Origin of the sequence: Bizionia paragorgiae (genome assembly GCF_900107625.1) — a bacterium.
Classification (GTDB): Bacteria; Bacteroidota; Bacteroidia; order Flavobacteriales; family Flavobacteriaceae; genus Bizionia; species Bizionia paragorgiae.
Genome location: NZ_FNQK01000024.1, coordinates 1 through 26,877 on the forward strand (window position 1 = coordinate 1; position 26,877 = coordinate 26,877).

Here is a 26,877-nt window from a genome sequence, read left to right on the forward strand (position 1 = left end):
TATGAGACCGCGACGTTTGATGACACTTCTTGCTCTTGGGTAGTTACGGGAACACAACCTGACGAACCAACAACAGCTTGTTATGAAACGGCAACGTTTGATGATGCTTCTTGCTCATGGGTAGTTACTGGAGATCAACCTGAGGAACCAATAACAGCATGTGATGAAATAGCAACATTTAATGACATGACCTGCTCTTGGGACATTACTATCAGTCCAACAGGCGTAGATGATTGTGATTGCGAATGTGAAGGTGGTATGGTAGAATTAACTCTACAATACAATGGACCACTTACTAATGCAAATATTGTAATTGAAAGTAAAAAGGGTGCTGAAATTTATAGTGGTACGCATTCAACTACTGGACAATTCACAATCTATGGTACTGGAAAGAAAAATAGAATTTCAAATACTATTTACCTTATCGTTAACGGTGTAGTCGTTGGTGAGCTACACACAAGTTGCTCACAGCCAATATATGTCGGAATGGTAATAGGAGATTTCACTATTGTAGCAGGAGAAAGCCGTAATAATGGCCCATTATGCTCTAGTCCATATAAGCAAGCAGCTAATACATCAATTGATTTATTCGAGGTAAAAGCTTATCCGAACCCATCAAGTAGTACTTTTAACTTGAATGTAAAAACACCGTCTAAAGGAAAAATTGGTATTCAAGTTTTCGACTTATACAACAAACAGTTGCTTAATGACGAGTTTAATAGTCAGCAGGAATATAAGTTTGGTCAGCAATTACCAACGGGTATTTATATTGTTAAAATAAAACAAGATAAACATCTTAAAATAATTCGTGTGATCAAGAAATAAGAACGAATAATAATTTAAAAAAAGAGAGGGGTTTCTATTAAATTAGAAACCCCTCTTTCTTTTATATTTCGCCAGGTCATAATACTATACTATAGCCTCATACCACTAAGCTTTAAAACCTTTCTGAAGCACTTCTTTTATACCTTCTAAATTATCAGAAAACTGCATCAATTGAGAAAGTAACTGCGCCATTTCATTTTTATTACCGAAGCCTTTTAGTTTATTATTCTTTTGAAAGGTCTCCCTTATTACAGCCCAACGCTCTTTGTCCGTTTCAGAAAGATCACCAACAAGCTCTTTGTACTTTAATAAATTTGCTTCAGCAGAAGAAGTCAGCGTTTGCGATTCGCTTTCATAGTGCGATAGCACCAGTGTTTTTAGCTCTTGATCATTCATTACCGGAACAACCTTAGCAACCATTTTATTCATATCCCTATACGAACCCTGTAGTTTAAACGAAGGCTCTGTGCGATAGTCATCTTCCATAGCTGCACTTTTAATATAGGTCGCATTAACTTTAAGCACGGTATTTCTAATTTGAATCACCTTCTCTAAAACTGAAACATAGTCTTGAACTTCTTGATTGGTGTAATTACCCGTTAATTGTGCCTCTTGATTACCATTTTCAATTCTATCAAGCAAGGTGTAAACGTCATCAAAATTCTTACTCCCTAATTGGTGTAAAATAGGATTTGATGTTAATGCGTTTTCAATAAGACTCAACTTAAATAAATGCGCAGTATCTCCAATAATATCACCAAGGTTATAAATATCTGCTCTATTAGCTAACATATCAGGAATTCTAAACTTATCACCACTTTCAGTATAAGGGTTTCCAGCCATAATTACACAGAATTTCTTCCCTCTTAGATCGTAGGTTCGAGAAACGCCGTTATAGATACCTTCAACTTTTCGCGTTCCATCGGATAGCGAGATGAATTTTTGCAAAAATTCCGGATTACAATGCTGAATATCGTCAAGGTACAACATCACATTATTACCCATTTCGAAAGCCAAGTTTAACTTCTTTAACTCCTCGCGAGCTGCAGAATTTGTTGCCGAAGCGGGGTCTACCGACGTAACATCATGACCTATTGATGGTCCGTTAATTTTCATAAAAATTAAACCTAACCGATTTGCTATGTATTCCATCAAGGTAGTTTTTCCATACCCTGGCGGCGATATTAATAACAATAAGCCCATTCTATCCGTTCGATTTTGATCGCCTACAGTCCCCAGTTGCTTTGCTAAATTATCTCCAAAAAGCGGAAAATAAACTTGATCAATTAATTTATTTCTAACAAACGAACTCAGAATTTTAGGTTTAAACTCTTCTAATTTTAACACCTCTTTTAAATGAATGGTCACCTCGTGTTTTGCTTTTCTAAAAGCATAGTAAGCAGGCACTTTTATTCTAAAATAACGTTCATAAGCCGTTAAAAAATCGTGATAGTTAAACTGAAAAACTCCATTTTGAATAGTCCCATGATCTCCTCGCAACCCTTCTATAGCCTCTGAAGGCGATGTAAACTGTGCGTTTAGAACAGATTCGTCTTCAAAAAGAATTAAACACACCACTTCATTTACATACTTTAACTTGAATTCTAAATCCTCAGCATTCTCACTTGCCAAATAGGCTTTTACCCACTGACGAATTAAAGCCACTTTCGACGAATTGACCTCTAGTGCATCAAGACTTTTTCTGAATTTAAGATCTGCTTTTTGGGCTTTCATTTCATTAAGAAATGCTTCCTTAATCTGAATTGCAACCCCACTCTTTTGAAAGTCATCATCATTTTGAAGCTCTTCAAACAAATAGCGAGCAGCTTGTTCTGCATGAGACGCTACATATATACCTGAAGTCTCAGCAAAATCGTAAAGAGCAATTTGAAGTTTACTCAAAATATACTCATACTCTTTTGTGGTCGGGAAATACCGTATAACTTCACCTGATGCTTTTATACCCTCATTAAGGTAGCGTCGATTTTCATCACTTGTAAAACGCCAAAAATAGTGTGCACAAGCTCTAATCTCCGGGTGAAACCGCAATAACTCAAGCGCCTTGTGCTTTTGTATAAGTGTTGATAATATTTTAGCAGCGTCAAGATCATGCACCCCTTTCACATAGCCCTCAGAATAATCCTTACTACTCTCTTCTTGAACTAGGGTAATAAGCTCCTCGTCGGTGTGATCTAAAATAGCATCGTTATGCTTAGTAAAGATTTTATATGCCAAGTAGGCCCCTCTATAAATATATTTATTTTCAGAAATATAATCTTGACTCCAAAATTCTTCTGAATCTAAAAGTGTTTGGTTTTCTATATTTTGATAAAAATCGGTTCCAGTTAAGTGGTATTTTAGACGTCCATCGGTAAAAACTATAACCAAATCTAACTCCTGATTATTAACCCCGAATTTATGTTTCCCTAGGCGAATTACATTATCGCCATCCTCATAAAGTTCTTTTTTATCTTTAAGCTTTCGAAGCGCATCTTCGCGTGCCGATTTAAGTAAAGTTAAAATTTCTTCTGCCCTACCACTATCGTCCATATTTTGAAGTTGCTGGGCAATATCTCTAGCTTTACTCACCAAAATATCTGAAGCAAAATACCCGTTAATATCTGAAACTTCAGAAAAGGACTCTGCTTTTTTACGCACGCCATTTAAAATACGTTCTGCCGATTTTTGTAAAACAAGTGCTCGCTTATTTCGTTTTTCAATGACGCTATTTTTACGCGCTTGAAAAGCATTATACACTTCTTCCCGCTTCTCAATTATTAATCCGATAAAATCCTCATAATCGGCGAACTTTCCTTCCAGTTCTTCTAGTTGAATGGAAACTCTAGTTTGATACTCATCACATTTTTCGGGAGTATCAGCAATATCTAAGTAATTAATAATACTCTGGTCTATTAATTTTAATTGAGCTGCAAACTCCGCTTGCGCCTCTTCACTACCAAGAGATTTCGTTTTTTTTCTTATTTCAGCTTTCAACTGATTAATAGTAGCAAAAATCAGTGAGATATTATTAATGATTTTAGTAGAATGCGATGTGTCTTCAATTTCTAAATTAGAGACAATATCAATTAGCATCTCGAGATCTTTAGAGTTCTCATTAACCTTATCTTCTAACTGTTTCGCATCGATAACCTTTACAATACTACCTAAGGACTTTTCGTGTTTTTCAACCTCATCCTCGTAAGGCTTTAAGGCTTTATCATCGAGAAGAAAGGTAGCACATCGATTAGATATACGAGAGGTTTGCTCAGCAATTTGGTTCTCTAAATCTTCAATAAACCCCTCATCGACATAGCGAATTTCTTTTAAACTAATTGCTTCTCCGCGCATCCCCCTAAATTGGGTAAGAACATCTACAAAATCATTAATACTTCTAAAGCCTGTACTTTTAACTTTATTAAATAAAACCTGTGTTGTCTTTTCAATCTCAACGGTTTTTTGCTGAGCATTTTTTTTTAATTGTAAAACCTTTTGAAACTCGTCGATAGCCGCATTGGCCGTCTTATTAATTTCTTGTAAAGGTTCATTTAATTGCTGGGTTTCCTTTTCATTTAACCAATAGTAAGCATCCAATAAGTCTTTAGACCGTTTAGCTACATCGTTATACAGTCCGTCGTAATTATCCTCCTTATTAAGCAAGTTAATAAGTCCGTTAACCTCGGCCATCGCTTTAACAATGTCTTTATTCCCTATTTTGTATAGCAGACTATCTTTGTGAGTAGAAGGCATCAAATCCTTTTTTAAATAAGGGGTTTGCCAAATCTGAATAACATGATGACGCGTTTGCTCGTTTTCATTTCTAAAATAACACAACTCTCCATCCTCCAAAATGGTAAAACCATTACATATTATAGGCGTTTGAATCTCTTGAGAAATCACATTATAGCTCATTAGATTATATAAACCGTTTTCTGAAGAATAAAAAACATAAAGATAATCTTCGCCATTGGGAGAGGCTATTTTTTCTTGATAACGCACGTTCGGGATGCTATTATCAAAAAGATAGTACTCACCGGTATGCAAATAATAACCTGTCGGAAAAATAACACCATGATCGTCTGGCAGCAAAACACAGGTATCTTTTATACTATCGATCTTTTGAATTTCTTTAAGCTTATGATTATAAACAAAGTATCGCGGCTGTTCTTGAAAAGGTTTAATCTCTAAAATAATAAGATCTCCGAGATTCGCAAAGCGGTATTGCCCGTCGTCTAAAGTTTGGTCGCGGTGCTCTACAGGCTCGGAGTAAATGCCCTGGCCATCATCTGTATTGTCTTCGATTTTAATCGTTAAATCGCCTCCGATAGTTTCTACAAATACACGATCTAAAATAGACACGTGAGCATGGACTCCGCGTCGGTGCATGTCTCGCGAAACCTCCTGCCAATTAAACTCGTGTTGTGAAGGCAATTTATACTCGTGATCACTGCGGTTATCCACATACTGAAGTGTATTGTCTTTAATTAACCATTTAAAGGTTTTAATATCTGTAACGCTTTCACTTAATTGAAAGACCATATAGAGGTAGTTTCCTATAATGGCGAATTTAGAGAATATGGTATTGCGGTAATATTTATAAAGGTTAGCAAAATCTAATTTAAACACATCGTCTTCCAAAAGATCTAAAGACACCGCTTCAAAGCTATTGTCTTTAAACTTATAAATACTCATCACATCCTTTAGACCAATATCTGTTCGTAAGCCAAAATGAACATTGTACCCCAAAAGACAGATATCACCCAAAGAAACAATATCCCTAGCGATACAGTTGTTTTCTGTATTTATACGATCGTTGGTTATGAGTTTAGTTTCAAGAGAGCCAAAAACATCTTTTCGTCCGTTATTAAGTTGAATTAGACGCTGTTGTAGTTCCACTTTTTGCTTTTGAAGTCGGTTTTGAATCACTTCATAAGTACCAACGTCAAGTTTTTGAGTATTTACGTCCTTTATAGGTTTCTTTGTCATTATATCCTATCCTGAATTTTAAATTATATCTGCTAATACGTCCTACTATAATCCTGAAATATAAAGCCGACTGGAATCGTCGGCTTTACTTTTATTTTCTTAGGTTAGATACCGTTTTATCAGAAATCCCTAAGCCTTTTGCTAGGTTTAATAAATTTCCTAGCATGGTTTGCTCATCACGATCATCAGATTTCATTTTCAAATCGGCAATTAAACCAGCGATACTAACATTTTTAAGGTCCTCGGTAGACACGCCATACTTATCTGCAAACGCTTTTACCTTTTCTAAAAGATCGCCCTTGGTACCATTGCTTTCGTCACCTAAAATAGCGGATTTAACGTCTTGAACATTTGTTGAGTTTTGCACCAAACGATCATAACCTTTACCTCTAGTTATTTGTCCGATAATTTGATCGAAGAACATGGTCTCACCACCAACAATATCAATTTTAGCAGCTTTTAGGGCATCGCTAATCACCTGAGCTTGTGCATCGGCAATATCTTTCTGGATATTTATATGTGCAAGATCCACTTTAAGATCTTTATTTAAGCGCAATTTAAATTCTTCATGATCTTTACCAACGCCATCTAATTTTTTCATTGCGGCTGCTTTCTCTTCTATTCCTGTAGCATCGGCGATTGCTTTTTCTTTAATCACATCGGCTTCTGCTAGTCCATCTTTACGTTTGGCATCGGCTTTAGCTTCGATTCCTGCTGCTTCTGCTTTCGCTTTTTTCTCTATAATATTAGCTTCCACAAGACCTTGACGTTCATTAGCATCTGCTTTCGCGTGCATCACTTGCGCTTCAGACATCCCTACAGTTGCCTCTTCTTTTGCTTGTGCTTCTGCTAAAATCTTACGTGCTTCTGCTTGTTTCTGACTCGCTTCTTTATGAGCAAGCGCTTCGATATTAATTTCTTCAGCTTTTTGTTTCGCGGCTTCTTTTTGTGCTTCGGCTGCTTTAATAGTCTTAATTAAATCTTCTTCTGCGAGCCCTTCAGCAGTTGTAATTTTAACCTGCTTGTCTCTATCTGCTGTTTTAAAGGCCTGAATATCTTTCATATTCTCTTGTTCTTCCACCACTCCTTTTTCCAGCATGACACGATCTCTAATCACATCTTGAATATTCTTTTTCTCTACTTCAACAACTTTCTCTTTTTCAATCTGTGCTAAAGTAACCACGCGCTCGCGCTCTGTAACTTCCAACATCCTGTCTTTCTCCACACGTTCGGTCTCTACAGCATCGGTACGTTCCTTATTTTTAAGTGCCACAATAATTTGGCGTTGCATGTTTTCTTCGGCAACTTTTACTTTTTCTTCGGTTTCGATACGGGCACTTTCCGACTTTAAACGTTCCTCTTCACTCACCTTTAAGGTTTCGGCTTCTTCACGCGATTTTATATTAGCGATTTCACGTTTTTGCTTCTCTTCTTTTTCTGCTAATTGTTTATCTAATTCTAAAATAGCCTCACGCGCTTCAACATCTTGTTTTCTGATGGTTTTTTCTTCATCGCGTTTTATCAAATTAGCTTTCATATTTTGAACAGCCGTAAGCTCAGTAATTTTCTTAATACCTTCGGCATCTAAAATATTGTCTGGCTTAAGTTCCTTTACCGACGTTTGCTCTAAAAAGTCGATAGCACAATCCTCTAAGGTATACCCATTAAGATCGGTTCCAATAATGTTTACTATCTCATCACGAAACTCTCTTCGCGCTTCGTAAAGCTCTATAAAATCGAATTTCTTACCTACTGTTTTTAGAGCTTCAGAAAACTTCGCTTCAAAAAGATCTTCCAAGGTTGCTATTTTAGAAGCGCGGTCCACACCAATAGTTTGCGCTACCTTTTTTATATATTCGATATCGTTATTCACACGAACAAAAAAGGCTACTTTAATATCGGCACGCATATTATCTTTACAAATAAGACCTTCGTGTGCAATTCTTTCAATTTGGATTTTCTTCACTGAAATATCCATAATTTCTGTTTTGTGAAATACAGGTACAGTATATAAACCTTTATCTGTTGCCACTTTTGTTCCACCAAAACCTGTTCTAATAAGCGCTTGGCCTTGTGGTATTTTTTTGTAAAACATCGCTATAATCGCGAAGTATACGATAACAAGGAAAAGCAACACGCCTATTCCTATCCCAATAATTGGTAAAATTGATTCCATATGTTTAGTTATAATTAATTAGTCGTTATAAGATTGTACTAAATAGTAATTGCGATCGGCCGATCTTTTAATAATAAGAATTGAAGCACCGTAAGTGAGGGGTTCTCCATTTAAGGATTTTACGTAAATCGATAAGGAGTCGCCATTAATTACCACCTCTGCATTCCCCATTTTATCTTCTGAAATTGAAGATAGAAGTGTTGCTTTCCTTCCTAAATAATCTATTGGTGCATCACCATCTTTATTAAGATGTTTGAAAAAGCTTTTAAAGGGAGTTGTTATAATTTTGGTGATTATTAGCGCTGGAATACTGGCGATTAACATTATTCCAAATCCCAAAGGATTGTCGTAGGTATACGTTAACGCGGTTGTAATAGTCGTAAGAAACCACCATATAAAAATCCAAAACGTGAAAGTGAACATAAAGGGCAAACCCACGAAGTTGAAATTGATTAAAGCAACTTGCCACCATTTAAGTGGTTTCCTCCTTTTACCGACGACATCTTCTCTATTAATTTCGGTATTGGATATATCTTCAAAATCCATATTACCGCCTTCAATACCTGAGTCTGCTTCAATCTCAACCTCTGTATCTATGTCAATATCAAAATCAGGATCAAAATCTAGTCCGCTCATCATGGTGACTATCCAATACAAAATAAGGATCATCAATAAAACACTAAGCACGACGTTAACCTCCGAAAAAAGTATGTTAGTTAGCTCTGCCAATATTAACTGTTTTTAGAGTTTTTTAATCCCAATTGTTCCTTGAGTTTAGCCAAATCATTATCGGCTTTTGCAGTAGAGGTATCGGCGGCTTTATCAATTTCATCATCTATAGACTTAGAGGCCTTCGCAATATCACCATAAGCTTCTGCAAGCGCTTCTTCCTGTGCCACTTTCTCCTTCATACGCTCCAACATAGACACCGTACCAGTACTATCCAATTCGGCCATTTGCTTATTTAGATTCTTGGTCGCATTGCTCACTTTTACCCGAGCTTTTAAGGTTTTAAGCTCATTTTCCCAGTTTCCAATATTCGCTTTTATTGTTTGAATACTTTTTTGAATCTGTTCTACGCTATTATCAAATTTAGCAGACTCTTCTTTTGCTCGTAAAAGTTGCTTTTCGGCACTGTCTTTTTGAGCTAAAGCTTCTTTAGCCAATCGGTCAGCTTCTGCAGTATCGATCTCATTCGTGCTGGCTTTTTTCAAAATAATTATCGCTTTATTTTGATAATCATCAGCTTTATTTTGAAATTCTTCCTGTTCACTTTTAGATCGTATAGCCATGGCTTTAACCTGTGCTAAAGCCTCCAAACTTTTATCGAGATCTAATCGCATATCGCGAATACCTTGCTCGGTCATTTTAATGGGATCTTCCATTTTATCTATTGCAGAATTGGTTTCTGCCTCTCCTATTTTAAATAATCTTCTAAAGATGTTCATAATGTTCGTTTTTAGTATTTTGAAAATTCAATAATTTTGTCTGAGTATTCAGACATTAAGAGACTTAAAGAATTTAATGACCCTTCGAGTTCATTTAAATCCAAATTCTCTATTTGTAGTGTATCTCTATAGATAACTTTCTCGCCAGAATCATCTAAAACAAAAGCCCCGTGTACAATATCTCTGTTTTTTTGCAGTAAACTTTTAAATATTTTTTCGGACTGATTATTTATCTTAAAAATAAACTGCTCCATAATTAAAATTGGGGGAGCGACGCCTATAATTAAATTTCTAATTCCAAAGTTTTCCTTTTGAACAACCATAAGACCATCTTCTAGATTCTCTCTAGTTATATCAAAATTTAATTCTAGTAAAAAATTTCTCGTTATATTGAAATGATTTTTCATCGGTGGTTTTTAGGGTTAGTAGTAAAATTTTGAAAGCTTAATATTACAAAAAAGTATCAAGACTTTGTTAAATTATCTTAACAAGCTCTGCTAAGATGTATAAAATTAATAGTATCATAAATTGTGGTTTTAAGGGTTAATACCGGTCTTAAATTACCTTTCGAATGGTTTTAAAGCTAAAAATATTAGCTATTTTCTTTAGTATTTGCTAATATTGTTAGACCAAAGTACAAAAAAAATTTAATATTGCAAATATAATTAGCAAAAACATGTCGTTATTCGGTAAAAATATTAGAAAAATAAGAAGTGTTAAAGCGATGAGTCAGCAGGCCTTCGCTGAGATATTCGACCTAAAGCGCGGAACACTAGGCGCTTACGAAGAAGGCCGAAGCGAACCTAAAACAGAAACGATAATTAAGATTGCTAATTATTTTAGCATCCCTATCGACGATCTACTCACAAAAGAACTCACGGTAAATCAGCTTTTAAAATTTAAAGGCGATATCGAAGATCATTTTTTTGAAGAAACAAAACATGATTTTATTTCTGTGCCTTGTATTACACCCGAACAACAGAATGATTACATTAAGAACGCTTCCCTAAGCTCATTTATTAATAGCTTACCTTTTATTAGCCTACCTAATGATAACGCTAAAAAAAAGAGAGCCTATATAGTAGACGACTTGGAAATGAGTACTGAAAATGGCGGATTATACCCAAAAGACATCGTGTTTGGCGAATGGATACCCAAATCAGCTTTCGATACTATTTCGCCTTCTCATATGTATTTAATACTTACTAGTAACGCTTTAGTACTTAAAAGAATTTACCCCAAAGGTGATACCCTCACCTTAACATCAGATCATAAAGGCATCGAGGAACAACACATCACAACTTCGGAAATTAAGGAATTATGGGAAATTAAATCGGTATTACAACACCGACTTCCAGACACTAAAAACAATCACGTGTTAGACAAAATCGCCTTTCTAGAGAATGAATTTAAAAAATTAAAATCTTCAATGTAATGTCGATTCAACTAAGATAAGGGAGTAATAAAAGGTCTCTATCTATTCAGAACACGCTATAAACAAAAAAAGCTCCTCATAAAATGAGGAGCTTTTTGCTCTTTTGTTGTGCGGGCGGGGAGACTCGAACTCCCACACCTCGCGGCACTAGATCCTAAGTCTAGCGTGTCTACCAATTCCACCACGCCCGCAAAAGATAACTAACTTATTTAGTTAGCGAGTGCAAATATAAACAAATGTTTGAATATTCAAACAAGAGTTTATAATAAAATTGCAACTCTTTTTGTACTTTTACGTAAATCCAAAAATTATAGTATGCAAAATATTAAATCTTATGTGACTGAGCATAAAGATCGATTCTTAACAGAACTTATCGAATTACTTAAAATACCGTCTATTAGCGCGGATTCTGCTTATAAAAAAGACGTCATCACAACAGCAAATAGCGTTTTAAAAAGTTTAAAAGAAGCCGGATGCGATACTGTAGAACTTTGTGAAACCGAAGGCTACCCAATTATCTACGGAGAAAAAATAATAGATAAAAATCTTCCCACTGTGTTGGTTTACGGTCATTATGATGTACAACCACCAGACCCTATCGATTTATGGACTTCACCACCATTCGAACCTGTGATCAAAAAAACAGAAACACATCCTGAAGGTGCCATTTTCGCCCGCGGTGCTTGCGACGATAAAGGTCAAATGTACATGCACGTTAAAGCCTTAGAGTTTATGACGCGTACCAACCAACTACCGTGTAACGTTAAGTTTATGATAGAAGGTGAAGAAGAAGTAGGCAGTGTTAACCTAGGAAAGTTTGTAAAAACAAATCAAGAGAAACTTAAAAACGACGTTATCCTTATTAGTGATACCGGTATGATCGCTAAAGACGTACCATCAATTACAACAGGTTTACGTGGATTAAGTTATGTAGAAGTTGAAGTGACCGGACCAAACAGAGATTTACACTCTGGCCTTTATGGGGGTGCTGTCGCAAACCCGATTAACGTGTTAACTAAAATGATAGCACAGTTACACGACGAAAATAATCATATTACAATTCCTGGTTTTTATGATAATGTCGAAGAGCTTTCTAAAGAGGAGCGCGCACAAATGGCAAAAGCTCCGTTTTCATTAGAAAACTATAAAAAAGCATTAGATATCGATGCCGTTTATGGGGAAGCTGGCTTCACAACCAACGAACGCAACTCTATTCGTCCAACATTAGATGTTAATGGTATTTGGGGAGGTTATACTGGAGAAGGCGCTAAAACCGTAATCGCGAGTAAAGCCTATGCAAAGATTTCTATGCGTTTAGTTCCTAACCAAGATTGGGAGAGAATTACCGACCTGTTTAAAACGCACTTTGAAAGCATCGCTCCAGAAGGTGTTAAAGTGAAGGTAACCCCACATCACGGTGGTCAAGGTTATGTTACACCAATCGATAGCGTAGGATACCAAGCAGCAAGCAAAGCTTATGAAGCTACTTTTGGAAAAACGCCTATACCTCAACGCAGCGGTGGTAGTATTCCAATTGTTTCGCTTTTCGAGCAAGAACTAAAGAGTAAAACCATTTTAATGGGCTTTGGTTTAGATAGCGACGCCATTCACTCGCCAAACGAACACTTCGGAGTATGGAATTACCTAAAAGGTATAGAAACCATACCGTATTTCTTTAAACATTTTACAGAAATGCACAAATAACAGCACAGTTAGACTACTAAGCCGCTTAATTTTTAAGCGGCTTTTTTATGCTATAAAATTAAAAACTCACCGTATTTTAATATGGGCGTTTCCCTAACGGGTCGGGTCTTCACGACTCGCTTCCCGAAAAAAAATCGGGAGAGCTCAAACATATCGCTCAACCCCTAACGCATTCTAATTCCTAAAAAAGACCTTCTACATTTGTAGAATAGGTATTTTTATTCTACATTTGTAGAATACCCTCTAAAATTGTAGAACCATGCAACTCACAAAGACCGAAGAAGAATTAATGAATCACCTCTGGCGATTAGATAAAGCTTTTATGAAAGATTTACTAGAAGCCTACCCCGAACCAAAACCTGCCACCACAACAGTAGCTACCCTTTTAAAACGTATGGCAGACAAAGGCTTTGTAAGCTATACGCGTTTTGGAAATTCGAGAGAATACTTTCCCCTAGTTAAAAAGAAAGAGTATTTCTCAAAACAGGTTAATAGTCTAATCAAAAACTTTTTTAACGATAGCAGTTCGCAATTCGCCTCCTTTTTCACCAAAGAAACCAATTTGTCAAAAAAAGAATTACAAGAATTACGTGCTATTATAGATAGTGAGTTACAAAATAAATAGTCAGATATTATGGAACTATTACTTATAAAATCCGCAGCCTGTTTAGTCTTTTTTATAGTCTTCTATAAATTGGTCTTAGAACAAGAAAACATGCATACTTTTAAACGCTTCTATTTATTAGGGGCTTTGGTTTTATCGTTTAGCATTCCATTTATCACCTTTACAGAATATGTTACCATATCAGCTACTCCCAACATTCTCAACGAAACAGGAGTATTCAATGTGCATCTTGAAGATCAAACCCCATTAGATTCTATAAATTACATTAGCTATATACTATGGGCTGTTTACGGATTGGGAGTAGTGGTCTTCGGATTAAAATTTGCTGTTAACCTATATCGCATCAGGCAGCGTATTGTTCAAAACCCGAAATATAAAACTCAGCACATTACTAATGTTTTATTAGACGGTGAGGTTACTCCTCACACGTTTTTAAATTACATATTCTTCAACAAAACAACTTTTGAAAATAATAGCATTCCCCAAGAAATAAAATTACACGAAGAAACACATGCGATACAAAAGCACTCTCTAGATATTTTATTTATAGAATTCCTTCTTATTTTCTTTTGGTTTAACCCCCTACTTTACATTATAAAAAAGGACATTAAACTAAACCATGAGTTCCTTGCCGATGCAGGAGTTTTAAAACAAGGCATTCCCCCAGCAACATATCAAAATTTATTACTCGCATTCTCATCAGGTGCGCATTATAATTCCTTGGCAAACGCCATAAACTATTCATTAATCAAAAAACGATTTACAGTTATGAAAACACAAACACCACCACAAGCAAAGTGGCTAAAAAGCCTTTTATTACTCCCCTTATTGGGCGGCTTACTGTTTAGCTTCAGCAGCACTAAAACTATCGAAGTACATGATGTGCCACCTTTACCAAACCAGCAAACAGCTCCTATTAGTTCAACTCAAAACCCTCAGTTAACTATAAACGGCATAACTTGCGACGCGTGCCAACTTAGACTTTCTAAACAAGGTATTGAGAAAATACTATTAGGTACAACAACAGGCGATCCAATTGTATCCTTTAATGTGAAATTTAAAGGTAAACCTACAGAGAGAGTAAAAGGCAATACATTAAACAATCAGGCAAAAGTGTTTCTTAACGAAACAGAATTAGGAGCTGTTATTCAATTATTTAATATAAAAACAAAAACAAGCAAACCCTTCTCACCTGTTCTGATTACTTTGGTGGATAAACATGATAAAAACTATTCAATTTCACCCAAAGCTAAAGCTGGAGAAGCACTAGTGTTACCACCACCACCACCACCACCGCTATCAAGCGACCAAATAATTGGAAGTCTTGAAGGGTTCTCAAAATACATGAAGCAAACAGAAAAAAACGGTGACGACATCCTTTACAAAAACAAAAAGATAAGCGCCAAAAAAGCCATTGCGTTGTATAAAAAACAAGGCAACATGGATGTATTGGTAAAACAATACCCTAAAGGAAAGTATAGTGTACACCTGTCTAAAACAAAAAATAGTAAGTCTACTCTAAGATCAGAATATTATTCTCATGTTGCTCCACCACCGGCACCACCAATGCCTCCAAAGGTAAAAAAAGGAGAGTCATCGCATATACCACCACCTCCAAGAATCCTAAAAGGAGACACGTTAAGGGTGATTAAAAAATTAAAAACCAATGATAAAGACTATGAGCTTGAAATAGAAGAAATCGAACATCGTGATTCTGACCAAAAGGAAGCACATAGAGTTAAAAGAGAATTTGAAAAAGAAGTTGAAAAACACGAAGAAAGACGAGCAGAATTACGCCGTCCAAAGCAACATTCAACAAATAGACCAACAATGAAATCGACAACAGAAACAATAAAAGAAATGGCTAAAAACAACGCTTCTTTTTATTATAACGGTGAAGCGATTACTTCTAAAAAGGCATTAGAGCTTTTAAACACAAGCGAAAATATAAATTTAACAATGCAAACTAATAATGGTATTTCGACTGTACATTTATCTGACAAATCGATGACCATTATTAACGGTGAATATATTCAAGATGAAGACTAGTCTATTCTAAATTCAATAAACAAAAACGTCGGCTCGAAGTACAACTTCAAACCGACGTTTTTTATGAGATATAAAATAACTACAGAATTACAATTTCTTTACGTATTGCGTAATAATTACAATTTGTTGTCCGTCTACTTTTCCTTCTATATAATCTGCATTTTCATGATCTAGAGAAATACGTCTCACCGCAGTACCTTGCTTAGCAACCATACTAGACCCTTTTACTTTTAAATCTTTTATTAAGACTACAGAGTCTCCAGCTTCTAAAACAACACCATTAACATCGCGATGAATTAATTTATCGGCATCATCTTCACCTTCACCTGTAGCTTTAGCAAATTCTAACACCTCATCTTCTAGATACATCATATCTAACAAATCTTGAGGCCAACCTTCTTTGCGTAAACGCGACAGCATTCTCCAAGCCATTACTTGTACCGGCTGGTGCTCGCTCCACATACTATCATTTAAACATCTCCAGTGATTAGGATCTGTTTGTTCCGGGTCTTCAATTTGTGTTAAACAGGTTTTACAAACGGTTAACGAATGCTTTAAACTTTTGTCTTTTGCAGGTTCTAAAGTATAGATTTCTAAATGCTCTGTGTTTGCACATAATTCGCACTTATTATCTGCTCTTTTATTTAATTCTCTATCTAAACTCATAGTATTATGTTATCCGGCAAAAGTAAGCATATTTATTGAATCTTTAAACACCCAATATTTGCGATTACAAGTCAAGTTCTTGACGTAATTTTTTGGTGAGACTATCTACTATTAAATTATACGAATCATCAATTAATTTTAAAACAAATTGAGGTTGTAGCTCGTTATGATTAAGATACACCGAATTCCAATGCTTTTTACTCATGTGATATCCTGGCTGAATACTTTCATAATCAAACCTTAAGGCTTCAGCGTATTCGGGATCACACTTTAAATTCAGAAATGGGTTACCTTTTTCCCAGGTTTTTAAACCCGTTAATAAAAACATTTTACCAGCAACTTTAAACACTAAAGTATCTTTATCAAACGGGAAATGTTCGGTCACATGTCGTTTCCCCAAACAATAGTTTCTAATATCTTCAATATTCATAGTTATTACAAAGTCTATTTAAATTGATTTAAGAGCCTTTAAACTTGCCTCTGTTAGATAGCCTAAGTCTAGCAAGTCATCGTGGCTCGCTATTGCTTTTAAGACCCCCTTTTGTAGACACACAAGAGTATCTGCTAAATGTATTACATTTTTGTAATCATGATCGGTAATTATAAAGCCTTTCTTCGCTTTCATTGACTTAAGATAGTCAATAATATAATCTCTCACTATAGGACTCACCCCATTAAAAGGCTCGTCCAACAATATAAAATCTGCCTTTGAATGAATAATTAATAGAATTTCAACAATTCGTTTTTCACCTCCCGACAATTCCTGATTCTTTTTATCTAATAGCGGAACAATATGAGGGTTTTTAAGCACTACGTCCCTATTTTCCTTTTCCAGAAATAATGCAATAAGCGATTTTATACGTATGCTATTTGGCAGGAAGTTTTCTTGAGGCAAATAATTAATTAGCCCACGTCCTTCCGATAAATTTTTAATATGCCGCCCCCCTATTTTTATAAATTTAAAATCGGATTTCTCTATTCCGAAAATAATTTTAAGTAGTGTTGACTTCCCCGATCCGTTGCGCCCTAGTAATCCTTTAATCTCGCCTAATTTACAGGCTAGAAACACATCGCTTAAAATCACTTTACCATGGTAGGACTTACTTATACTATCAACATGTAACACACTCATATTGCCAATAGTATTAATAAATTAACAACACCAATGACGACGGTCGATAACCAAAGAACGCCATGACTTAAACCCAAATTATAATAGTAGTAATATTGGCTTCTATTTTTTATCTCATAAAAGAAAGCATGGTTTAAAAGCGCGATTGGAAAAAAGAAAACCCCAATTACGGCGGGATCAAAATCCAACAACAGCCCAATTAGCATAGCTATACTATAGGAAGTAAAGAATATCTTTTTTTGAAATAAAAGCATGTTTTTAAATAATCTCAAAAGTGGGTTGTCTGATTTTTTTAAACTTATATGCCACCAGGCATTAACACCCTGAAAAAGTCTTATTCGATTTTGTACAATACCGGTTTACTCGGAGAGGCATCATTTTCGAAAGGCGCTATTTGAAGGTTTAGAATGTACGATCCATCAGAAATCTTATTGGGTACATAAATAAACTCGGTAATGGTGGCTTCTTTTCTAAGCGTTCCATTGTAATCCCAAAAGGCTTTATGTGCTAATAATGCGCCATTGTCTTTCTCTTTATCAACACTTGGCAAATCGATAAGTAAATGCTGAATATTCTTAGTTTTTAGATACTCGGCCGCTTCCTCTGTAAGATAAGCCCAATTGGTATTAGAATATTGTCGTGACTTTTTATCTGTCGTATTCGGCATAGTACGAATCACTAAAGCTTGTGGCATCTTACGTTTTAATAAAAACTGAATTTGCTGCTTACTAATAACATAATCTTCTCCTTGTAATTCGGGTGCTACAGTAATGAGCTCGGCTACAAAAAAGAACTTTTTTAAACATTTATTAATACTATAGACTTTTTCGGTAATATGACCTACACATTCTGTATGTGTGCCATGTGCATGTGGATTAAACTGTATAGTATTAAAATTTATAGAGGCTCCCTTTTTTACACTAGCTACCCAATCATCAATCTCTACAGGCTGTATTTCTGGAGCTCCAATATACCATGCGTTGGCATTACTTTTAGAAGCCCTTAAAGGCATGGAAATATCTAAGGGTTTATTTAAATCTACTTTATACTTTTTACTATTGACTTGAATTGTTGCGTTCACTATATATTAATTTTAAATAAATCGGAAGCGATACCATCGCTTAAAAATTTACCTTTTTTGGTTACTTTTAATTTTTCATTTTCAATATACAATAATTGTTCTTTTATATGCTTATCCGACTGTTTTAAAAGATAATCTTCAAAGTTTTCACCAAAATCTGTTCTAACCTTTTCTAAAGACACGCCCCAAATGGTGCGCAATCCCGTCATAACATACTCGTTATATTTGTCCGTTACACTTAATGTTTCTACCTCTAAAGGCAGCCTATTTTGTTCTATCGCTTCAATATATTTCGTATTATTTTTAATATTCCAACTGCGTTGTTCACCATTAAACGAATGCGCAGAGGGCCCTATACCCAAGTAGGTTTTACCCTGCCAATAGGCAGAATTATTGCGACTAAAATAGCCCGGCTTACCAAAATTAGACAACTCGTAGTGTACAAATCCTTGTCCTTCGAGAGCATCGATTAAAATAAAAAACTGCTGTTGCGCCCGCTCATCATCAACCTGATCAATAACGCCTTTTTTTATAAAGGACGCCAGCGCCGTTTTAGGCTCTACCGTTAGCGCATAACTCGAAATATGATTAACACCAAACGCTAAAGCCTGCTCAATATTGGCTTTCCATTGCGCATCACTAGCTCCTGGAATTCCATAAATTAAATCTAATGAAATATTATCAAAATGCTGACTTGCAAAGGTTAGACAGTCCATAGCTTCCTGTGCATTGTGGGCGCGATTCATTAGTTTTAAATCGGATTCAAAAAACGATTGTATTCCAATACTCAATCGGTTAATCGCTGTATCTTTCAACTCTAAAATCCGCTCTTGAGTTAAATCATCAGGATTCGCTTCTAAAGTAATTTCCGGAGCATCTGTAACCGGATAGTTTTTATAAACTGCAGCAAGTATCGCTTCTATTTCCTCATTGCTTAATAAGGACGGCGTTCCTCCACCAAAATAAATAGTTTCAATCACTTGTCCCTCTGTTTCTGATGTCCGCATTCCAATTTCGTGGATTAAGGCCTCAACAAGAGCGTCTTTTTTTTTCAATGAGGTCGAAAAATAAAAGTCACAATAATGGCAAGCTTGCTTGCAAAAAGGAATATGTATATAGATACCCGACATAGTAGTATTTGTATTGTGTTTAAACTAAAAACGAATGCTTTTAAGTTGTTTTAACCACAGCCTTAAAACGGCTGTTTTCAGATTTTTGTTTTCGTAGGTATAGCGCTATTATTTTTTAACACGCTTTTCATTTTGCTTAACAAAAGCACTCCACCCCGTATAACTTTTACCAATTTCTACACGACCTTCATTATAAAAATGACAAACTGCAGCCGCTAGACCATCCATAGAATCTAAATTCTTTGGCAGGGATTTTAAACCGAGCATACCTTGCAACATTTTAGCGACTTGCTCCTTACTAGCATTACCATTACCGGTAATCGCCATTTTTATTTTTTTCGGTGCATACTCGGTAATAGGAACTTCTCGCGATAGTCCCGCGGCCATTGCAACACCCTGAGCGCGCCCTAATTTTAGCATACTCTGAACATTTTTACCAAAAAATGGTGCTTCAATAGCAATCTCATCGGGGTGATGCGTATCGATTAATTCTATGGTGCGTTCAAAAATAAGCTTGAGTTTTAAATAGTGATCGTCATATTTTTTTAAATCCAACTCGTTAAGCTGAAGGAATTGCATTTTTTTATTCACTACTTTTATAAGTCCAAAACCCATAATAGTCGTTCCTGGATCGATACCTAAAATAATTTTTTCTCCTGCCATTTAATTACACGTTCTGCACCCGCTTAATGCGACCGACACACCAACCGTTACGGTTAATAAATTACCATTAAAAGAGCCATAGCCATTAAATTCTGGTTCAAAATCACCCGCAAAACCATAAATATAACTTCCATCTAAGTAAATAGACACGGTCTCATCTATAGTATAATGAAATTCTAAGCCTGCCATAGCGTTTAAAAACGACAGCTTATTATCACCATAGGCATCCAAAGGTTTAATTATGGAATACCCAGGACCAATATGTGCTATCGAAGCCATTCGCAAAGGTAAAAATCGCATATGTCGCGTGGCATCATAAACAAACTGAGCGTTGATACGTGTATAATTCACTTTAAAATCCGGCGTATTATCGGCATTAGCAAAGCGGTTATACCCTAAATCTAACCGCGCTCCCATTTGAGGGGTAAATAAGGTTTGTATCCCTAAGTTTATCGTAGGGAAATTTAGAGAATTCCCTTCAAAGTCACCAACAAAACCACTTTGCGACGGACTATTAACACCGACAGCTAATAGTGCACGCCATTTGCTTGTATCACGCTGCGCGAGAAGTGCGGTTGAAGTCATTAAGAATAGAATTATAAAACAATAGCCTATATGTGAAGTCTTCATTGTATTATTTTTAGTTTATTTTGCAAACATTAAATTTGGCTTCGCTTTTTAAAAGCCTTTTAATTAACATGGATAAAGCCATACCCTACAAAACTAATCAATTAATTTTTGTACTCATTAAATTGAGTTTAGTACTTGCTGCTTTTTATTTTATTTATTGTAAATCAAAATATGCCTTTAGAATCTTTTACAACAACAAATGACTTTAAACAAAAACTTACCCTATTCAGCAACAGATACAATTAACGGTAAGGTAAATGTTGTTTTTACGGGTTGATCGCGTTTAATAGCAGGGAAAATTTCCGGAAGTGTTTCTAAGCTTTCTTGTAACACAGTCTTAATAGTTGGGATTTCATGAATCGTTAACGAATCGACTTTAATATGATTTAATGCCAGTATCCCTTTTTCGGATACACTAAATTCCATAACTACGGTATCATTAATAGATTGAGTCACAATAAAGCGATGTGCTAAAAAAGTCTCAGCAATATGTGTGGCCAAAGTATTTTCAAAACATGCTTTCCTATCTTCTTTAGAACTTAGTGTTTCGCAAGAAGCAAAAGCAGGGTACGCATCAACCGTATTCCAATTGAATGATTTAAGCTCTTCATTTAAAATATCTTCCGAAGCTATTTTTTCGGCTTCAAAATATTTACATGAAAAAACAGTGACTAGCAGTAAAAAAACAAGTGCTTTTTTCATAATCTAAACTGAACGTGAAAAGTACAATTAATTCTTCTAAAAAGAAAAAACCGAAGACAGTGCTTCGGTTTTATTTTACAGCGGTTGAGATCACTTTATTTCACCATGAAATGAATAGGTAAAAAGAAGGTCACGTTTACAGGCTTACCATCTTGTTTTCCTGCATTTATTTTCGGCAGTAAGCTTACAACACGTTTAGCTTCTTCTTCCAATAAGATATGGGGACCTCTTGTTTTGATGTCCTTAATTTCACCGTTTTTAGCAATGGTAAAAAAGACACTGATTTTTTGATTTCCCACTAATTTTAATTCATCGGCGACTTTAGGGTTAAAATGATTAGCAACAAAAGTGTTAACCATCTTACTAAAACATTTTCTTTTCTCAGTATTGCTACCTAAGTCCTCACACTCTGCAAAAGTGGGTACCTCGTCGATATCTAGAAATGAAAATGAATCTTGATTGTTTGACAATAGATGTTCGCGTTCTATTTTTAAAGTGTTCACTTTAGACTCTTCTAGCATCTCTACCAACTCAACTAAGGCTTTTTCTTCTAAAGGGGTGATTGTGCCTTGTGTACTTATAGAAGACTTTAAAGCTTCTATTTGTTGTACGATACTTAGATTTTGATTCGTGTTGTCCTCCTGTGCAGTACAAGAGGTATACACAAGCATAAACACAACTAAAGGTAATACTAACGTGTATTTTAAAACGTTTACTCGATTTGATTTTGATTTACTTAACATAATGATTCGTTTTTTGATTAATGATTGTTTAAAAAATGGATTGATGAATGAAATGGATTGTGTATCAAAAACTTGAGAAAGTAAATTTTCATAGTACACTTTTTTACTGTGCTGTTTTACAGCTTTCGAGTCAGCTATAAATTCATGAACCTCAGCGATTCGTTTTTGATAGATATAAATTAATGGATTAAACCAAAATAGAATACGTAGTAGTTCAAACACTAATAAATCTAAGGAGTGCTTTTGGCTGACATGCACCTTTTCATGGGCTAAAATCGCCGATCGCTTGCTGGTTGAAATGGCGTCTCCCAAAAAAATAAAATTAAAAAAAGAAAATGCCGAAGTACTATTTTTTAAATAAATCAGCGTTATACGGCCTTGTTTCTCTCCCTGGTTACCCCTTAATAATTTAATGATTTGGAATACCTTAAAACTCAATATTAGTGCTGATATTACCCAACCAAAAAACAACAGATTCTCCCAAGTGAACACTGTTATATTTGAAATAAACACAGGATCTAGATGCTGAACACCCAAAAATTTATGAGGTGATGAACCTATAATAACTTCTGGCAAGGAAACCACATAAGCTTCCGGAATAATCCTTTTAAAATGATCTATTTTTACAAATGGTATAACAAGAGAAATAAGAACAGTCACTAATAAATACGCTCTATTATAATTAAAAAAAGTTTCCTTTTTTAAGACTATATCATACACTAATAAAAATAGTGATTGAAAAACAATGATTTGAATACAATAGTGTAACATATTATTCCTTTTTTAGTGGGACTTCGGAATTAATATCTTTTAAAACCGATTCCAACTCATTAAGACTGATGTCGTTATTTTTCATAAAAAACGACACCATACTTTTAAAAGAACCTTGAAAATAGTTATCGACTAACTTATTAATAGACTGATTACTGTAGTCTTGTTTTTTCAACAGAGGAAAATAAATATGCCCTTTTCCTTTTTTTTCATAATCGACAAAACCTTTACTTTCTAGAATTCTAACAATAGTAGATACCGTGTTATAAGCCGGCTTAGGATTATCTAATTGTTCCAAAATCTGCTTGACATTGGCTTTTTTTAATTGCCAAAGCACCTGCATTATATCCTCTTCCGCTTTTGTTAACTGCCTCATTTTAAAATCCTTATTTTTATTTCCCTAAAACAAATATAACTAAAAAATTAGTTTAAACTAATTTTTTAGTTATAAAATAGTAACATTATTCACTTTTAAACGTCTTATAGTAAACTTTTTATGGATTTACTTTATATTTGTATTGGCTTTTCATTTATTCTAATGGGCATAGTTGGAAGCTTACTACCTGTTCTTCCTGGCCCACCCCTAAGTTGGGTTGGCCTCTTATTCCTTTATTTCACCACACCACTGGACTACGATTGGTTATTTTTAGGTATTACACTAGCTATTGCCCTAATTGTTTTTGCTCTAGATTACATTATTCCAGCCCTTGGAACCAAGCGCTTTGGGGGTACTAAAGCCGGAATGATTGGAACATCTATTGGGTTAATAATAGGACTTATAGCTCCAATTCCTGGAGGTATAATTATAGGCCCTTTTATCGGTGCACTCGTCGGAGAAGTACTAAATAAAACGGATTTTAAAACCGCATTAAAAGCTGCCTTCGGTTCCTTTTTAGGATTTATTACGGGAACCTTTATAAAATTTATGGTAGCAGTAATTTATGCAGGACTATTTATAACCATTGTTTGGGAGCATAGAGACATACTATTTTAAACAAAAAAACCTTATGGTGTTTTTTTAAACAACCATAAGGTAAGTGTAAATATGTGTACTATGCTATTATTAACAAACCACCAAGGAAAGAAAATAATTGGTTTGTTGGTATAAACTTAAAAAAATAAATTTTAATGCATTACGGCAAAAACCGTAATAAAAAGCACGAAAAGAGTCAAATCATCCCATTTTAGTAGGATAATCGTTGATTAAAAAAAATAAAAAAAATGTATTTTAAGCTTTCTTTATACAAAACCTGCTTTTTTAGCGGCGATCACTAGGGAGTCATCTTTACCATCTGTAATATTAAAAATCTCCTTTAAGTATTTTTTACGTTTTTCAATCATACTCAGAGAAAGATGAATACGATGTGTCATATCTTTATTTTTAACACCTTGAGATAGAAGATACAGTATTTCGTGATTTACTTCATCCACATCTAACCCAGTAGATAAGGTTTTTTTTAATATTTGATTAACCGTACCACTATAGTAGGGCGGAAAATTAATAATAGCCTGAAAAGCACTTGACAACTCACTTGCAGTGATATCACTTTTAATTAAAAAGCCATCGGGTTTAATGTTTTTTATAATATTATGAATACGATAAGACTCATTAAACATAGTTAGCAATACCACTTTTGAATCTGGCACATATCGTCTAACATAAGACGCTAAATCTACGCCCGACTGGTAAATACCATCTTCAGTTGGAGGAATACTTATATCGAAAAAAAACAAATCGTAAGGTGCGTTTATCGCAATCGATTTCGTTATTGCCTTTATAGACTGTTCACAATTTGCTGCAATATCAATAATTAACTCTTGATCTTCCTTTTTAGTAGACAGTAAGGTATTTTGATATCCTTCAATAATCATAGGATGATCGTCGGTCATTAATATCTTAATTTGCGTTTTATTCATAGCTCAATAACTTGCTTTTTATTAACGGTAAGGAATAGTAATCACAACTCGTGTTCCAGAATTAATTTCAGAATCCAAACGTAAATCACCTTTTATTTCATTCACGCGATCGCGTATATTTTTTAATCCTATCCCTTTTTTTGTTTTAGAATCATTAAAACCTATTCCGTCATCTTTAATCTCTAAAATAATATTTTTATTTTGCAATACCATACTTACAGACACCTCCGAAGCTTCTGCATGTTTAAAAACATTTTGCAATGACTCTTGTGTAATACGATATAAATGTATTTTAGTTTTGTTGGATATTTGATCCCAATTAATATTATCATCTATAATAATACTCTGTTTTAAACCTATAGCAGACGCTTGTGTACTGACTAGCGACTCTATGATATCGGTAAATTTGGCTTGACTAATAAAATCGGTATTTAAATCATGAGACACTTTGCGAATGTCATCCTCAATACTTTTTAATTCTTCGATATACGTACTACGCGATTGGATAGCATCATCCGATTTATTTAAATTCAAACTATCTAAACTTAATCGCGTTCCGAACAAACGCCCTAATATTCCATCATGTAATTCTTGAGAGATACGTTTCTTCTCTTGTTCTTTTGCTTCATGTAATTGTTTTTGCTGCGAAAGCATCAGGTTATAAATTTCTTCGTTGGCTTCCTGTTGTGTTCTAACCATTTCTAACTCCCGCTTACGAGATCGGTGTGTTTTAATGGTATAAACAAACAATAAAGTTATAAATAATATAGCGGAGATCAACAACAACCATAATCGCTGTTTAGAAATTATTTCTTTTTCTTTTTTTATGACATCGGTTTCATAATCTATGCGTGCAAACTTGTTACGTATAAGACGCTCTTTTAACACCAAGCTATCGTTTAATTGTATATGCTCTAACAAATAGTTTTTAGATTGTCCACCTTCTTCTATTTTAGCCTTGAGTAGTAGTGTCCGTAATATGGATTCGTTGGCATTTTGAGACTTGGCCAGTTCATGAGCCTTATTAATATAAACCAAAGCAGAATCTTTGTTTCCTTTAGATATTAAATATTCTCCATAATACCGACTAGCGTACATTAATTCCATTAAAAAGCCAGAGTCTTCGGCAACCTCGATAGACTCCTTAAACCGCGTTTGTATTTCACTATCGTTAGCGTTATTTGGGTCTAGAAACTCACTATAAGCTAAACCTGAAAGCACCAAAGAATAGGTACTAGGATCTTCGTATTTAAGGGTCGTGTTTTTTAAAATAGCTCTAAATCGACTCTTAGCCTCTTTAAATTTTCCTTTCCTACGAAATAAAATAGCCAAATTGGTTTGAGTATACAATCGTAAACTCTCACTTTGCTTCATTTTTTTAGCATAATCAAGGGCCCTTGAATGGTAATCAATGGCTGTATCAAAACGTTCTAACTGTTCAGCTACGATACCCACTAGGTTATGAAGAGACCACAATAAATCGTACACCGAATCGCTTGGGGGCAGTGTTTTTAAAATTTCAATAGCCCGAATAGCACTAATCTCACTCCCCATAAAATCGCGTTCGCGTTCTTGTATAACCGCAATATTAAGCAATACTGAAGCCTCATTGTGTAAAGCGCCTTGAGACTGATACAATTTACGCGCTTTTACATAATAAAAATACGAACTATCAAGTACGTTGGTTTCTTGAAAATAATACGCCAGATTATTCGTAGCATAAGCCATACGCAACGAATCCTTAATGCGGGATGCCAACATAAGATTTTCTTTGTTAATAGGATAAATAGAATCGATATCTCTATTTATTAGAAATAAGAAAGACAACACCCTATTACTAGACAAAACGATGCTATCCACTTTCTCCAACCGCGAAAGTTCTATAGCCTTTCGAGCAAACTCAAAACGTTCCGGCATCGGGTATGAGGCGGTCCTGGCAAGTTTATGGAGGCCGTAAATACTATCCACCATTTTTGCGTCCTTAAATTGCGAAAACCCAAAAACAGGTAGCAATAGGAAAAGTAATAAGAGTAAAAAGCGCTTCAATATACTAGTCGTTAATGGCGTGCTACAATGTATAATTTTTAGGAGAAATAAAAGGAAATTATCTCATAAAATAAAAGGAAAAATGACACTAACCCTTTTATACATTTTGATTTTAACCGTTTGTTGGAACACTTCCTCTTATTTTGTGAGT

General features: G+C 35.0%; 23 protein-coding genes and 1 tRNA gene. 6 read left to right on the forward strand and 18 right to left on the reverse strand.

The features are described 5' to 3' along the window. A partial coding sequence (locus tag BLV64_RS13615) for a T9SS type A sorting domain-containing protein (protein WP_143034176.1) occupies positions 1–825 on the forward strand: 825 nt, incomplete at its 5' end. Between the two features lie 105 nt (positions 826–930). Here BLV64_RS13615 and BLV64_RS13620 read toward each other — a convergent pair. From BLV64_RS13620 to BLV64_RS13640, 5 genes are all read right to left on the reverse strand, one after another. Continuing rightward, positions 931–5,808, reverse strand: a complete 4,878-nt coding sequence (locus BLV64_RS13620; RefSeq protein WP_092136506.1) for a DNA repair ATPase — start codon at positions 5,806–5,808, stop codon at positions 931–933. A gap of 91 nt (positions 5,809–5,899) precedes the next feature. Beyond that, positions 5,900–7,984, reverse strand: coding sequence for an SPFH domain-containing protein (locus BLV64_RS13625; RefSeq protein ID WP_092136508.1), 2,085 nt, complete (start codon positions 7,982–7,984; stop codon positions 5,900–5,902). A gap of 18 nt (positions 7,985–8,002) precedes the next feature. Next, the gene (locus BLV64_RS13630; protein WP_092136550.1) at positions 8,003–8,653 is read right to left on the reverse strand and encodes a hypothetical protein; all 651 of its coding nucleotides are present in this window, start codon (positions 8,651–8,653) and stop codon (positions 8,003–8,005) included. A gap of 62 nt (positions 8,654–8,715) precedes the next feature. Then, complete coding sequence (locus BLV64_RS13635; protein ID WP_092136510.1) at positions 8,716–9,432, reverse strand: PspA/IM30 family protein; 717 nt, start codon at positions 9,430–9,432, stop codon at positions 8,716–8,718. An 11-nt stretch (positions 9,433–9,443) separates the two neighbouring features. Further along, positions 9,444–9,839 (reverse strand): type III secretion system chaperone family protein, encoded by a 396-nt coding sequence (locus tag BLV64_RS13640; protein ID WP_092136512.1) that lies wholly within the window; start codon positions 9,837–9,839, stop codon positions 9,444–9,446. Between the two features lie 269 nt (positions 9,840–10,108). Between BLV64_RS13640 and BLV64_RS13645 the strand changes: the two genes are divergently transcribed. Continuing rightward, complete coding sequence (locus BLV64_RS13645) at positions 10,109–10,867, forward strand: helix-turn-helix domain-containing protein (protein ID WP_092136514.1); 759 nt, start codon at positions 10,109–10,111, stop codon at positions 10,865–10,867. 109 nt (positions 10,868–10,976) lie between these two features. Here BLV64_RS13645 and BLV64_RS13650 read toward each other — a convergent pair. Continuing rightward, a tRNA-Leu gene (locus BLV64_RS13650) sits at positions 10,977–11,058 on the reverse strand. Between the two features lie 124 nt (positions 11,059–11,182). Between BLV64_RS13650 and BLV64_RS13655 the strand changes: the two genes are divergently transcribed. The 3 genes from BLV64_RS13655 to BLV64_RS13665 all read left to right on the forward strand — a co-directional run bounded on the left by BLV64_RS13655 (position 11,183) and on the right by BLV64_RS13665 (position 15,245). After that, positions 11,183–12,571 (forward strand): dipeptidase, encoded by a 1,389-nt coding sequence (locus tag BLV64_RS13655; protein WP_092136516.1) that lies wholly within the window; start codon positions 11,183–11,185, stop codon positions 12,569–12,571. Between the two features lie 259 nt (positions 12,572–12,830). Beyond that, a complete protein-coding gene (locus BLV64_RS13660; RefSeq protein ID WP_092136518.1) occupies positions 12,831–13,196 on the forward strand; it encodes a BlaI/MecI/CopY family transcriptional regulator in 366 nt (121 codons plus the stop codon). 9 nt (positions 13,197–13,205) lie between these two features. Beyond that, positions 13,206–15,245 carry a M56 family metallopeptidase gene (locus BLV64_RS13665; protein WP_092136520.1) on the forward strand — a complete coding sequence of 680 codons (2,040 nt, stop codon included), beginning with the start codon at positions 13,206–13,208 and terminating at the stop codon, positions 15,243–15,245. An 87-nt stretch (positions 15,246–15,332) separates the two neighbouring features. On the opposite strand, the gene BLV64_RS13670 is transcribed toward BLV64_RS13665, so the two are convergent. The 10 genes from BLV64_RS13670 to BLV64_RS13720 all read right to left on the reverse strand — a co-directional run bounded on the left by BLV64_RS13670 (position 15,333) and on the right by BLV64_RS13720 (position 23,139). Then, complete coding sequence (locus BLV64_RS13670; RefSeq protein WP_092136522.1) at positions 15,333–15,911, reverse strand: PhnA domain-containing protein; 579 nt, start codon at positions 15,909–15,911, stop codon at positions 15,333–15,335. Between the two features lie 64 nt (positions 15,912–15,975). Continuing rightward, on the reverse strand, positions 15,976–16,341 hold the full coding sequence (locus BLV64_RS13675; protein ID WP_092136524.1) for an MmcQ/YjbR family DNA-binding protein: 366 nt from the start codon (positions 16,339–16,341) through the stop codon (positions 15,976–15,978). A gap of 18 nt (positions 16,342–16,359) precedes the next feature. Beyond that, the gene (locus BLV64_RS13680) at positions 16,360–17,043 is read right to left on the reverse strand and encodes an ATP-binding cassette domain-containing protein (protein WP_092136526.1); all 684 of its coding nucleotides are present in this window, start codon (positions 17,041–17,043) and stop codon (positions 16,360–16,362) included. Positions 17,044–17,377: 334 nt separating this feature from the next. Next, a complete protein-coding gene (locus tag BLV64_RS13690) occupies positions 17,378–18,124 on the reverse strand; it encodes a cyclase family protein (RefSeq protein WP_177165338.1) in 747 nt (248 codons plus the stop codon). Then, positions 18,124–19,254, reverse strand: coding sequence for a radical SAM family heme chaperone HemW (hemW, locus tag BLV64_RS13695; RefSeq protein WP_092136530.1), 1,131 nt, complete (start codon positions 19,252–19,254; stop codon positions 18,124–18,126). The genes BLV64_RS13690 and hemW overlap by 1 nt, the downstream gene beginning before the upstream one ends. Before the next feature lie 108 nt (positions 19,255–19,362). Beyond that, positions 19,363–19,917 carry a crossover junction endodeoxyribonuclease RuvC gene (ruvC, locus tag BLV64_RS13700; protein ID WP_092136533.1) on the reverse strand — a complete coding sequence of 185 codons (555 nt, stop codon included), beginning with the start codon at positions 19,915–19,917 and terminating at the stop codon, positions 19,363–19,365. After that, the gene (locus BLV64_RS13705) at positions 19,918–20,547 is read right to left on the reverse strand and encodes a cell envelope biogenesis protein OmpA (RefSeq protein WP_092136535.1); all 630 of its coding nucleotides are present in this window, start codon (positions 20,545–20,547) and stop codon (positions 19,918–19,920) included. It lies immediately after the preceding gene. Positions 20,548–20,769: 222 nt separating this feature from the next. Next, positions 20,770–21,249, reverse strand: a complete 480-nt coding sequence (locus BLV64_RS13710; protein ID WP_092136538.1) for a hypothetical protein — start codon at positions 21,247–21,249, stop codon at positions 20,770–20,772. Positions 21,250–21,344: 95 nt separating this feature from the next. Next, a complete protein-coding gene (locus BLV64_RS13715; RefSeq protein ID WP_092136540.1) occupies positions 21,345–22,763 on the reverse strand; it encodes a M56 family metallopeptidase in 1,419 nt (472 codons plus the stop codon). 1 nt (position 22,764) lies between these two features. Beyond that, complete coding sequence (locus BLV64_RS13720) at positions 22,765–23,139, reverse strand: BlaI/MecI/CopY family transcriptional regulator (RefSeq protein ID WP_092136542.1); 375 nt, start codon at positions 23,137–23,139, stop codon at positions 22,765–22,767. A 120-nt stretch (positions 23,140–23,259) separates the two neighbouring features. On the opposite strand from BLV64_RS13720, the gene BLV64_RS13725 reads away from it, so the two are divergent. Continuing rightward, positions 23,260–23,757 carry a DUF456 domain-containing protein gene (locus BLV64_RS13725; protein WP_092136544.1) on the forward strand — a complete coding sequence of 166 codons (498 nt, stop codon included), beginning with the start codon at positions 23,260–23,262 and terminating at the stop codon, positions 23,755–23,757. Positions 23,758–24,002: 245 nt separating this feature from the next. On the opposite strand, the gene BLV64_RS13730 is transcribed toward BLV64_RS13725, so the two are convergent. Both BLV64_RS13730 and BLV64_RS13735 read right to left on the reverse strand, forming a co-directional pair. Next, positions 24,003–24,680: a response regulator gene (locus tag BLV64_RS13730; RefSeq protein ID WP_092136546.1), complete on the reverse strand. Its 678-nt coding sequence runs from the start codon at positions 24,678–24,680 to the stop codon at positions 24,003–24,005. A gap of 21 nt (positions 24,681–24,701) precedes the next feature. After that, on the reverse strand, positions 24,702–26,597 hold the full coding sequence (locus BLV64_RS13735; RefSeq protein ID WP_177165339.1) for an ATP-binding protein: 1,896 nt from the start codon (positions 26,595–26,597) through the stop codon (positions 24,702–24,704). Positions 26,598–26,877 lie beyond the last annotated feature (280 nt).